We start from the raw sequence: 13157 nt of genomic DNA, 5'->3' as shown, positions 1-13157 counted from the left end.
CGCGCTGGAACACCGGGCGGTCGTCACCGCCGCCGACCGGGACGACCCGGTCGCGGCGTTGACCGCCCTCGCCGACGGCGAACCCACCGGTACGGTCGTCTCCGGCGCCACCGGCCAGCGCGGCCAGCTCGCCCTGCTCTTCTCGGGCCAGGGCGCGCAGCGCGCCGGGATGGGCCGGGAGTTGTCGGCCGGGTTCCCGGTGTTCGCCGCCGCGCTGGACGAGGTGTGCGGACACCTCGACCCGCTGCTGCCGCGTCCGTTGCGGGAGGTGCTGTTCGCGTCGTCGGGTTCCGCCGAGGTGGAGTTGCTGGATCAGACGGTGTTCACGCAGGCCGGGTTGTTCGCGGTCGAGGTGGCGCTGTTCCGTCTGGTGGAGTCGTTCGGGGTCGTGCCGGACATGCTGGCTGGTCACTCGATCGGTGAGGTGACGGCGGCGTACGTGGCCGGGGTGTTGTCCCTGGCCGACGCGTGCGTCCTCGTGGCCGCGCGGGGTCGGTTGATGCAGGCGTTGCCCACGGGCGGCGGCATGCTGGCCGTGGCGGCCGACGAGGCTGCGGTGGCGGAGTCTCTCGCCGGGATGACCGACCGCCTCGGTATCGCGGCGGTCAACGGTCCGGCCGCAGTGGTGGTGTCCGGTGCCGTCGAGGCTCTCGACGAGGTGGAGCGGGTCTGGCGGGAGCGGGGTGTGCGCACTCGCCGGCTGACGGTGAGCCACGCGTTCCACAGCCCGCTGATGGAGCCGATGCTCGACGAGTTCCGCACGATCCTGCACGGCCTCACCTTTGCCACGCCGCTGCTGCCGGTCGTGTCGAACGTGACAGGGGCCCTGGCCGGCGACGAGATCCGCACGGCCGACTACTGGGTGCGGCACGTGCGGGAGGCTGTCCGGTACGCCGACGGGATCACCGCCCTGAGGGCCGCCGGTATCGACACGTTCCTGGAGGTCGGCCCGCAGAGCGTCCTGACCGCGATGGCCGCCGACGTGCTGCCCGGCGACGACGCCGTGCTGGCCGTCGCGGTGCAGCGCCGGGACCGTCCGGAGGCGCACGCGCTGCTGCACGCCCTGGCGGAGCTGCACGTCCACGGCGTGCCGGTGACCTGGACGCAGTGGTTCACCGACACCGGCGCGCGCCGCGTCGACCTGCCCACGTACGCCTTCCAGCACCAGCGCTACTGGCCCACCGCCGGCCGGGCGCGTACGGGCGACGTGTCCGGGGCCGGGCTCGGCCGCACCGGGCACCCGCTGCTGGGCGCGACGGTGGACCTGGCCGGCGACGACGAGATGGTGCTGACCGGCCGGCTCTCCCTGACCACGCACCCGTGGCTGGCCGACCACACGGTCTCCGGGCTGACGCTGGTGCCGGGCACCGCCCTGGTCGAGCTGGCGGTGCGGGCCGGCGACGAGGTGGGCCTCTCCCGGCTGCGGGAGCTGACCATGGCCGCCCCGCTGGCCCTCCCCGGAACGGGAGGCGTGCGGATCCAGGTGCGGGTGTCCACGTCGGAGTCGCCGCAGCGTCCCGTCGCCGTCTACTCCCGCCCCGACGACGACCCCGAGGCGGGCTGGACCCGGCACGCGGAGGGCGTGCTGGAGCCCTCCACCGCCGACGAGCCGGACCCGGTCACCTGGCCCCCCGCCGGCGCGGCGGAGGTCGACCTGGCGAACTGGTACCCGACGCTGGCGGAACACGGCCTGACGTACGGGCCGGCCTTCCAGGGGCTCCGGCGTGCCTGGACCGGCGGCGACGAGGTGTACGCCGAGGTGGTCCTGCCGGACGACGCGACGGAGGCCGCCGGGTTCGGCGTGCACCCGGCGCTGCTGGACGCCGCCCTGCACCCGATCGGGCTGCTGCTGGGCGGCGAGGAGCCGGGCGGGCCACGGGTGCCGTTCGCGTTCGAGGGCGTGCAGGTGCACGCCTCGGGAGCGGGGGCGCTGCGGGTACGCCTGACCCGCGACGGCTCCGGGCTGCGGCTGGCCGCGTACGACGAGGCGGGCGCGCCGGTCGTGTCGGTGGACTCCCTTGCCCTGCGGGAGCTGACCGGCGTGGCCGCGCCGGGCGTGGCCACGCGGTCGCTGTTCGAGCTGCGGTGGCCGGCCGTGCAGGCCGCACCCGCCGGGGAACTTTCCGGATGGGCGCTGGTGACCGGCGGCCTGGAGCTGCAGGCACCGGTAGGAATGCCCACGTACGCCGACGTGGCGACGGTCGCGGGGGAGGAGTCCGTCCCCCGGACGCTGCTGCTGCCGGTGTTCCCCGCGCCCGGCGCGGCGACCCCGGAGTCGGTCCGGGCAGTGACCTCGGACGTGCTGGCGACGGTGCAGTCCTGGCTCGCGGCGGACGCCCTGGCGGACTCGCGGCTCGTGGTCGTGACCCGGGGCGCGGTGTCGATCGGCGACGGCGACCGGGTGACCGACCTGGCGAGCGCGGCGGTGTGGGGTCTGCTGCGTTCGGCGCAGTCGGAGCACCCGGGCCGCATGGTCCTCGCGGACGTCGACGGCGACCTGGACGCCGCGCTGGTTGCCCTGCTGGACGGCGTCCTGCGGGAACCGGCCGCGACCGGCGGCCAGTTGGCCGTCCGAGGGGGTGCGGTGTACTCGCCGCGCCTGGTCCGGGCCGGCGTCACGGCGGCGGAGACGCCGGTCGTGGGTGACGGTGCGGTGCTGGTGACCGGCGGTACGGGCGCGCTGGGCGCGCTGGTGGCGGAGCACCTGGTGTCGGCGTACGGCGTGCGGTCGCTGGTGTTGGTGTCGCGTCGTGGTCCGGAGGCTGCGGGTGCGGGTGAGTTGTCGGAGCGGTTGTCCGCGTTGGGTGCGTCGGTGCGGGTGGTGGCCCGTGACGTGACGGACCGGGATCAGGTGTTCGGGCTGGTGGCGGAGGTTTCCGCTGGGGGCCGGTTGGCGGGTGTGGTGCACACCGCCGGTGTCCTGGACGACGGTGTCGTGGAGGGCCTGACGGCGGAGCGTCTGGCAAGGGTGCTGGCGCCGAAGGTGTCGGCGGGTTGGTTGTTGCACGAGGCGACGGCGGGTCTTGATCTGGATCTGTTCGTGGTGTTCTCGTCGGTGGCGGGTGTGTTGGGTTCGCCGGGTCAGTCGGCGTATGCGGCGGGTAACGCGTTCCTGGACGGGCTTGCGGTCTACCGGCGGCAGCTCGGGTTGCCTGCGGTCAGCCTGGCGTGGGGCATGTGGGACACCGCGGGCATGGCCGCGTCGATCGACGAGGCGGACCGGGCGCGTTCGGCGCGGGCGGGCTTGACGCCGATGAGCGCCGAGGTCGGGCTGGAGCTGTTCGACGCCGCCCTGCGTGCCGACCGTCCGGCCCTCGTACCGGCCGTGATCGACGTTCCCGCACTGCGGGCGGCGACCTCCGGCGGCACCGTGCCGGCCGTGCTGCGCACCCTGATCGGCGTGAGCAGCACCCGCCGCCAGGTGGGGCAGGGCGGTGGCGGCTGGGCCGAGCGGCTCGCCGGGCTCACCGAGGACGAGGGCCGCGCCCATATCGACGTGCTGGTACGGGGCCTCGTTGCGCAGGTGCTGGGCCACAGTGGTGCGGAGTCGGTGCCGGCGGACCGGGCGTTCCGGGAGTTGGGCTTCGACTCGCTGACGGCGGTGGACCTGCGTAACCGGTTGAACGCGGCCACCGGGCTGCGGCTGGCCTCGACGCTCGTATTCGACTACCCGACCCCGGCCGTGCTCGCCGACCACCTGTGGTCGGAGCTGGCCGGCGTTCGCTCGTCGGCCACCGCACCGGTCGCCGGCACGGTCGTCGGTACCGACGAGCCGATCGCGATCGTGGGCATGGCCTGCCGCTACCCGGGCGGGGTGGAATCCCCCGACGAACTGTGGGCGCTGCTGGCCGGCGGCGGCGACGGGATCTCCGAGTTCCCGGCGGACCGGGGCTGGGACCTGGAGTCGTTGTTCGACCCGGACCCAAACCGCAGCGGTACGTCGTACACGCGCCATGGTGGTTTCCTGTACGGGGCGGCCGAGTTCGACCCGGGCTTCTTCGGGATCTCGCCGCGCGAGGCCCTGGCGATGGATCCGCAGCAGCGGTTGCTGTTGGAGGCGTCGTGGGAGTCGTTCGAGTCGGCTGGGCTTGATCCGCAGCGGCTTCGGGGCAGCCGGACTGGTGTGTTCGCCGGTGTCATGTACCACGACTACGCCTCCCGGCTCATGGACCTGCCGACCGAGGTGGAGGGCTACGTCGGGACCGGCACCTCCGGCAGCGTGCTGTCCGGTCGGGTGGCGTACACCTTCGGGCTGGAGGGCCCGGCGGTCACTGTCGACACGGCGTGCTCGTCGTCGCTGGTGGCGCTGCACCTCGCCGCGCAGGCGTTGCGTTCCGGCGAGTGCGACCTGGCGTTGGCTGGTGGTGTGACGGTGATGGCGACGCCGGGGACGTTCATCGAGTTCTCCCGGCAGCGTGGTCTGTCGGCCGACGGTCGGTGTAAGTCGTTCGCGGCGTCGGCGGACGGTACGGGCTGGTCCGAGGGCGTGGGCGTGCTGCTGGTGCAGCGTCTGTCGGACGCCCAGCGCGAGGGCCGGAAGATCTACGCCGTGGTGCGGGGCACGGCCGTGAATCAGGACGGCGCGTCGAACGGGCTGACGGCGCCGAATGGTCCGTCGCAGCAGCGGGTGATCCGGCAGGCCCTCGCGAACGCCCGGCTCACCACCGCCGACGTGGACGTGGTCGAGGCGCACGGCACCGGCACGACGCTGGGCGACCCGATCGAGGCGCAGGCCGTCCTGGCCACGTACGGGCAGGACCGGCAGGGGCGGGAGCCGCTGTGGCTCGGGTCGGTGAAGTCGAACATCGGGCACACGCAGGCGGCTGCGGGTGTGGCCGGTGTGATCAAGATGGTCATGGCGATGCGCCACGGCCTGGTGCCGGCGACGTTGCACGTGGACGAGCCGTCCCCGCATGTCGACTGGTCGGCGGGGGCGGTGGCCCTGGCTACGGAGGCGACCCCGTGGCCGGCGGTGGACCGGCCGCGTCGGGCGGCGGTGTCGTCGTTCGGGATCTCCGGCACGAACGCGCATGTGATCATCGAGCAGCCGCCTGCTGAGGTGGTTGAGGGGGAGGTTGTCGTCCGCGAGGTGCCGGTCGTGCCGGTGCTGCTGTCCGCGCGCTCCGACGCGGCCCTGGCCGGCCAGGCGGGCCGGTGGGCGCGGTGGCTGAGCGTCGACGAGGCCCCGCGTCCGCTGGACGTGGCCTGGTCCTCCGTCACCACCCGGCCCGCGCTGGAACAGCGTGCCGTCGCCGTGGTGGCCGACGGCAACGACCTGCTCACCGCGCTTCGGGCCCTCGATGCGGGCGAGCCCTCCGGGACCGTCGTGACCGGCTCCACCGCCGTACGCGGCCAGCTCGCGCTGCTCTTCTCGGGCCAGGGCGCGCAGCGCGCCGGGATGGGCCGGGAGCTGTCGGCCGGGTTCCCGGTGTTCGCGACCGCGCTGGACGAGGTGTGCGGACACCTCGATCCGTTGCTGCCGCGTCCGTTGCGGGAGGTGCTGTTCGCCGAGGCGGGCACCGCCGAGGCGGGGTTGCTGGATCAGACGGTGTTCACGCAGGCCGGGTTGTTCGCGGTTGAGGTGGCGTTGTTCCGTCTGGTGGAGTCGTTCGGGGTCGTGCCCGACGTGGTGGCTGGTCACTCGATCGGTGAGGTGACGGCGGCGTACGTGGCCGGGGTGTTGTCCCTGCCCGACGCGTGCGTCCTCGTGGCCGCGCGGGGTCGGTTGATGCAAGCGTTGCCCACGGGCGGCGGCATGCTGGCCGTGGCGGCCGACGAGGCTGCGGTGGCGGAGTCTCTCGCCGGGATGACCGACCGCCTCGGTATCGCGGCGGTCAACGGTCCGGCCGCAGTGGTGGTGTCCGGTGCCGTCGAGGCTCTCGACGAGGTGGAGCGGGTCTGGCGTGGGCGGGGTGTGCGTACGCGCCGGCTGACGGTGAGCCACGCGTTCCACAGTCCGCTGATGGAGGCGATGCTCGACGAGTTCCGCACGGTCCTGGACGGGTTGACGTTCTCCGCGCCGCTGCTGCCGGTCGTGTCGAACGTGACCGGGGCCCTGGCCGGCGACGAGATCCGCACGGCCGACTACTGGGTGCGGCACGTGCGGGAGGCTGTCCGGTACGCCGACGGGATCACCGCCCTGAGGGCCGCCGGTATCGACACGTTCCTGGAGGTCGGCCCGCAGAGCGTCCTGACCGCGATGGCCGCCGACGTGCTGCCCGGCGACGACGCCGTGCTGGCCGTCGCGGTGCAGCGCCGGGACCGTCCGGAGGCGCACGCGCTGCTGCACGCCCTGGCGGAGCTGCACGTCCACGGCGTGCCGGTGACCTGGACGCAGTGGTTCACCGACACCGGCGCGCGCCGCGTCGACCTGCCGACGTACGCCTTCCAGCACCAGCGCTACTGGCCCGAGGGCACGGCCGAGAAGCGGGCCGCCCCGGACGGCGGCGACGTCGAGTTCTGGACCGCCGTTGAGCGTGGCGACCTGGCCGCCCTCGCCGCCGAACTCGGCGACGACCCCGACGCCCTGGACACGCTCGGCCCAGCCCTGCCGGTCCTCTCGCGCTGGCGTCGTCACCGGTCCCGGGACACCGCGCTGGACGGGTGGTCGTACCGGATCGGGTGGGAGCCGGTCCGGCCGAACCCGAAGACCAGGCTGTCCGGGCGATGGCTGATCGTCACCGTCGACAGCGGCGCCGACGCGGGCGTGGCGAAGACCCTCACCCAGGCCGGCGCCCGGGTGGACACGCTCACCGTGGCGTCCACCCTCGACCGCGCCGACCTGGGCGAGCGGCTGCGCCGGATCAGCGGGGACGGCTGGGCCGGGGTGCTCTGCGTGCTGCCCCGCCAGGACCGGCCCCCGGCGCACACGCCGGCGTTGCCCGCTGGCACGGCCGCCCTGCTCACCCTCGTCCGGGCGCTCACCGACACCGGCCTGGCCGGACGGGTGTGGGCGCTCAGTCGGACCGCGATGCCCGTCACGGCCGGCGAACGGGTCGACGACGTCTGGGCGGCCCTGGCCTGGGGCCTGGGCCGGGTCGTCGCCCTCGAACAGCCGGACCGCTGGGGCGGCCTGGTCGACCTGCCCGCCCGCGCCGACCGCGCCACGGCCGACGCGCTGCTCGCCGTCCTCGCCGACGCCGGGCACGACCAGGTGGCGATCCGCCCCCAGGGCGTCCTCGGCCGGCGGCTGGTGCCGGCCGTGCCGCCGGTGGGTGTGGGTTGGCGGCCTGCCGGGACGGTGCTGGTGACCGGTGGTACGGGTGCGTTGGGTCGGCATGTGGCGCGCTGGTTGCTGGCGAACGGGGCGGCCGAGGTGGTGCTGGCTTCGCGGCGGGGTCCGGCGGCGCCGGGCGCGGCCGAGCTGGTCGACGAGCTGGGCGCGGTGCGGGTGACGGCGTGCGACGTCACCGATCGGGCCGCGGTCGAGGCTCTGGTCTCCGGGCTGCCGGAGCTGACCGCCGTCGTGCACACCGCCGGGGCGTCCGGCGGCACCACCGCAGCGCACGAGGTGACCGACGGCGAGCTGTCGGAGACCCTGGCCGGCAAGGTGCTCGGCGCCCTGCACCTCGACACCGCCTGCCGGGGTCGCGACCTCGATGCGTTCGTGGTCTTCTCCTCGGTCGCCGGAGTCTGGGGCGGCGGCGGGCAGGCCGGCTACGCGGCCGGCAACGCCCTGCTCGACACCCTCGTCGCAGCCCGCCGGGCGAAGGGCCTGCCCGCCACCGCGCTGGCGTACGGCCCGTGGGCGGAGGACGGCATGGCCGCCGGGGAGACCGCCGACGGCCTGCGCCGCCGCGGGTTCAGCCCGCTCGCGCCCGACGCCGCCGTCGCGGCGCTCGGCCGCTGGGTGAACGCCCCCGAGGCGGCCCCGGTGATCGTGGACGTCGACTGGTCCCGGTTCGTCACGGCGTTCACCGCCGCACGGCCGAGCCACCTCTTCGACCGGGTCGCCCCCGCCGTCGCCGAGGAGCCGCAGCGGCCGGAGAGCGCCGCCGCCACCGACGGGCTGCGCAACCGGCTCGCCACGCTGCCGGCGACCGGCCAGGAGGCGCTGCTGGTCGACCTCGTCCGCGCGGAGGCGGCGGCCGTGCTCGGCCACCCCACCACCGACCAGGTGCCAGCCGGCCGGGCGTTCCGGGAGCTGGGCTTCGACTCCCTCGCCGCCGTGCAACTGCGGGACCGGCTGGGCCGGGTCACCGGCCTGACCCTGCCGTCGACAGTGGTCTTCGACCACCCGTCGGCGGCGGAACTGGCCCGCTTCCTGCGTACCGAAATCGTCATCGGCGCGGACGGCGGCCCGGTCACCGGCGGCGTGGCCTCTGCCCGGCCGGCGGCCGACGAGCCGATCGCGATCGTCTGCATGGCCTGCCGCTTCCCGGGCGGGGTGTCGTCGCCGCAGGAGCTGTGGCGGCTGCTGGCCGAGGGGGTGGACGCGGTCACGCCGATGCCGACCGACCGGGGCTGGGACCTCGACGGCCTGTTCGACAGCGACCCGGAGCGGGTCGGCACCAGCTACACCCGCAGCGGTGGGTTCCTGAACGACGTCGCCGGGTTCGACGCCGCGTTCTTCGGGATCAACCCGCGCGAGGCCCTCGCCATGGACCCGCAGCAGCGGCTGCTGCTGCACACCACCTGGGAGGCCTTCGAACGCGCCGGCATCGACCCGCACCGGGTACGCGGCTCCGCCACCGGCGTCTTCATGGGCACCAACGGGCAGGACTACGCCACGCTGCTGCTGGGCGCCCGCTCGCAGGTGGAGGGCTACCAGGCGACCGGCAACGGCGCGTCGGTGGTCTCGGGCCGCCTGGCGTACTCGTTCGGGCTGCACGGCCCGGCGGTCACCGTCGACACGGCCTGCTCGTCGTCGCTGGTGGCCCTGCACCTCGCCACGCAGGCGCTGCGCAGCGGCGAGTGCGACCTCGCCCTCGCCGGCGGCGTGACGGTGATGTCGACCCCGGGCGCGTTCCTGGAGTTCTCCCGGCAGCGCGGCCTCGCCGCCGACGGGCGGGTCAAGGCGTTCGCCGAGGCCGCCGACGGCACCGGCTGGGGCGAGGGCGTCGGCGTCCTGCTGCTCCAGCGGCTCTCCGACGCCCAGCGCGACGGCAACCGGATCCTCGCCGTCGTACGGGGCAGCGCCGTCAACTCCGACGGCGCGAGCAACGGCCTCACCGCCCCGAACGGGCCCGCCCAGCAGCGGGTCATCCGGCACGCGCTGGACAACGCCGGCCTCACCCCCGCAGACGTGGACGTCGTCGAGGCACACGGCACCGGCACCACCCTCGGCGACCCGATCGAGGCGCAGGCGCTGCTGGCCACGTACGGCAGGGACCGAACCGCCGAGCGGCCGCTGTGGCTCGGGTCGGTGAAGTCGAACATCGGCCACACCCAGGCCGCGGCGGGCGCGGCGAGCCTGATGAAGATGGTGCTGGCCCTGCAACACGAGGTGCTGCCGAAGACCCTGCACGTCGACGCGCCGACCCCGCACGTCGACTGGTCCTCCGGCACGCTGGCGCTGCTCACCGAAGCACGACCGTGGGCCGCCACGGACGGACCCCGCCGGGCCGGCGTCTCCTCGTTCGGCATCAGCGGCACCAACGCCCACGTGATCATCGAGGAGGCCCCGGAGCCGGTCGCCGCCGCCGACACCGCAGCGTTCGAAGTGACCGCGGGGCACGGCGAAGCGCGACGCGACCACCGCGCCGTGGCCCTGCCGTGGCCGGTCTCCGCCGCCGATCTGCCCGCCCTGCGCGAGCAGGCCGGGAGGCTGGCCGACCGCGTCGCGATCGGCGACGACCCGGCCGGCCTGGTCGCCTGGGCGCTCGCCGACGGCCGCGCCCACCTCGGCCGGCGGGCCACCGTGATCGCCGCCGACCGGGAGACCCGACTGGCCGCGCTGCGCGCCCTGGCCGCCGGGGAGGAGCACCCAGCGGTGGTCACCGCCCGGCGACGCGCCGGCGGCCTCGCCGTCCAGTTCTCCGGCCAGGGCGCCCAGCGCCCCGGCGCCGGCCGCCAGCTGTACGACACGTTCCCCGTCTTCGCGGCGGCCCTCGACGAGGTCTGCGCGGCCCTGGACCACCAGCTGCCGCAGCCGCTGAAGCCGGTGCTGTTCGCGGCCGAAGGCAGCGCCGAGGCGGCGCTGCTCGACGAGACGGTCTTCACCCAGGCGGGGCTGTTCGCGCTGGAGGTGGCCCTGTTCCGGCTGGTCGAGTCGTTCGGGGTGGTGCCCGGGCACGTCGCCGGGCACTCCATCGGCGAGATCACCGCCGCGCACGTCGCCGGCGTGCTGTCCCTCGCCGACGCCGCCACGCTGGTGGCCGCCCGGGGAAGGCTCATGCAGGCCCTGCCCGCCGGGGGCGGAATGCTCGCCGTCGCCGCCGAGGAGGCGGCCGTCGTCGAGTCCCTGGCCGGGCTGGGTGACCGGGTCGGCGTCGCCGCCGTCAACGGCCCCACCGCCGTGGTGCTCGCCGGGGCCGTCGACTCCCTCGACGGGCTGGAGCGGCTCTGGCGGGAACGCGGGGTGCGCACCCGCCGGCTGCGGGTCAGCCACGCGTTCCACAGCCCGCTGATGGAGCCGATGCTGGCCGAGTTCCGGGCCGTCCTCGACGGACTGGCGTTCGCCGCGCCGCTGCTGCCGATCGTGTCGAACCTGACCGGGCGGCTCGCCGAGCCCGACGAGATCCGTACGCCCGACTACTGGGTGCGCCACGTCCGCGAGGCCGTCCGGTACGCCGACGGGATCGCCGCGCTGCGCGACGCGGGCGTGGACACCTTCCTGGAGCTCGGACCGCAGGCGGTGCTGACGGCGATGGCCGCCGGCCTGCTGCCCGGCGACGAGGACGGCACTGCCGTGGCGGCGCTGCGCGCCGGCGCCGACGAGCCGGCCGCCCTGCTCGCCGCGCTGGCCGTCGTGGACGGCACCGGGCGGGACGTCGACTGGGCGGCGGTGCTCGCCGCGCTGGCCGGCCCCCGCCCGGATCCCCGCCTGCTGCCCGAGCTGCCGACGTACGCGTTCCGGCCGCAGCGCTACTGGCCGACCCTCGACATGTTGCCGGCACCGGCCGCCGACCCGGTCGACGACGCGTTCTGGCGGGCCGTCACCGACGGCGACCTGGGCCGCCTCGGCCTCGACCCGGACCAGCCGATGCGCGAGCTGCTGCCGGAACTGGAGTCGTGGCGGCGTCGCCAGCAGCTCGACGGCACCCTGGCCGGCTGGCGGTACCGGGTCACCTGGGAACGCCGGGCGCTGACCGGCGCCGACCCGGGCACGTGGCTGGTGGTGGCCCCGCCGCACCAGGTCACCGACCGGGTGCTCGCCGCCCTCACGGCCGCCGCCGCGACGGTGCACCTGCTGACCGTCGACCCGGCCACCGCCACCCGCGACGGTCTGGCCGCCGACCTCGACCGGCTCGCCGCCGCGCACCAGCCGACGGCGCTGCTGTCCCTGCTGGCGTTGGACGAGGCGCCGCACCCGGAGCAGACCGCACTGCCGACCGGCCTGGCGGCGAACCTGCTGCTGGTGCAGGCGCACACCGGCCGCTCCGGGCCGGCCGTACCGCTGTGGCTGGCCACCACCGGCGCCGTCGCCGTCGGCGGGGAAGCGGTCGCGCACCCGGCGCAGGCCACCACGTGGGGCCTCGGCCTCGTCGCCGCGCTGGAACACCCCCGGCACGTCGGCGGAGTCGTCGACCTGCCGGCGGGCCCGGCCGAGGCGGCGTACGCGGCCCTGGTCGGGGCGCTGGTCAACGTCGACGGTGAGGACCAGCTCGCCGTCCGGGAGGCCGGCGTGCACACCCGGCGGCTGGTCCGCGACACCGGGCTGCCGGCGGCGGGCGACGGCTACCGGCCGAACGGAACCGTCCTGCTCACCGGCGGGACCGGCGCCCTCGCCCGGCACACCACCGACTGGCTGGGACGCCACGGCGCCGAGGTGCTCCCGCTGGCCTCACCGGCCACGGGCAAGCTCGGCGACCTGATGGAGCAGCTCGCCGCCGAGGAACGGTCGGTGACCGCGCTCGTGCACGTCCCGGCCGAGACCGGCTCGGTGCCGCTCGCCGAGCTGACCCTCGCCGGCCTGGCCGCCGACCTGGCCGCCACCGTCGGCGACGTCCCCAGGTACGCCGACGAGCTGGCGCATCGCCCGCTCGACGCGTTCGTGCTGTGCACCTCGACCACGGGGGTGTGGGGCGCGGGCGGCCGGGCCGGCCAGTCCGCCGGCGATGCGCTGCTGCACGCGCTCGCGGCGAACCGGCGGCACGGGGGACTGGCGGCGACCGCCGTGGCGTGGGGCCCGTGGAGCGACGACCCCGATTCGCCCGAGCAGGCGCAGCTGCGTCGGCGGGGCCTGCCGGGGCTGCCCCCGGAGCTGGCCCTCGAGGCGTTCGGTCAGGCGCTGCGGGCGGAGGCGGGGCTGATCGTCGCCGACGTGCGCTGGGACCGGTTCGTGCCGACGTTCGCGTCGATGCGGCCGTGCCCGCTGCTGACGGGGGTCCCGGAGGCGGGCGCGGCGATGCCCGCCGACGACGAGCGCCAGCCGGCGGACGACGAGGCGGCGACCGCGCTGCGGGAGCGGCTGCGGCCGCTGAGCCCCGCCGACCGCGAAGGCGTCCTCGTCGACCTCGTGTGCGGCCTGGCGGCGACCGTGCTCGGCCACGGCGGGGACGCGGGGCTGGAGCCCGACCGGGCGTTCCGCGAGGTCGGGTTCGACTCGATGACGGCCGTGGAGCTGCGCAACCGGCTCCGCGCCGCCACCGGCGTCCAACTGCCCGCCGCCGTGGTGTTCGACTACCCCACGCCGGCGGCCCTCGCCCGGCACCTGCGCGACCGGCTCGCGGAGGACGGCGCCGCCGCGGCGGCCCCGCTGCTCGCCGAGCTGGAACGGCTCGACGGTGTCTTCGCGGCCGACGCGCCGGACCGGCTGACCCGGCAGAAGCTGCTGGTGCAGCTGCAGGCGTTCGTCGCCCGGTGGGGCGACGACCGTGGTCCCGTCGAGGAGAAATCGGCTACGCACACCCTCGACGACGCCACCGATGCCGAGATCTTCGATTTCATCCACCGCGAGCTGGGTGGCCCCGGCGGCAATTTGCCGGGGATTTAGGAATGGTGTCGTACGACCGTTGTCGACGGTCGTGACACGCTGGGCCGGGCGGGTCCGCGCA

The 13157-nt window shown here is 75.5% G+C and carries 1 protein-coding gene (running past one end of the window); it reads left to right on the top strand.

Annotated elements, in window-relative coordinates:
- Positions 1 to 13096, top strand: the end of a protein-coding gene (locus MicB006_RS15170) for a type I polyketide synthase (protein ID WP_116506936.1). Its footprint begins 16736 nt before the window's first position; only the last 13096 of its 29832 coding nucleotides appear in the window; its start codon lies beyond the left edge, outside the window; the stop codon is at positions 13094 to 13096.
- Positions 13097 to 13157: the final 61 nt, after the last annotated feature.

The sequence above is a fragment of the Micromonospora sp. B006 genome (genome assembly GCF_003408515.1).
Lineage (GTDB): Bacteria > Actinomycetota > Actinomycetes > Mycobacteriales > Micromonosporaceae > Micromonospora > Micromonospora echinospora_A.
Note: the sequence above shows the minus strand (reverse complement) of the source record. Positions and strands in the feature narration are given on the sequence as shown.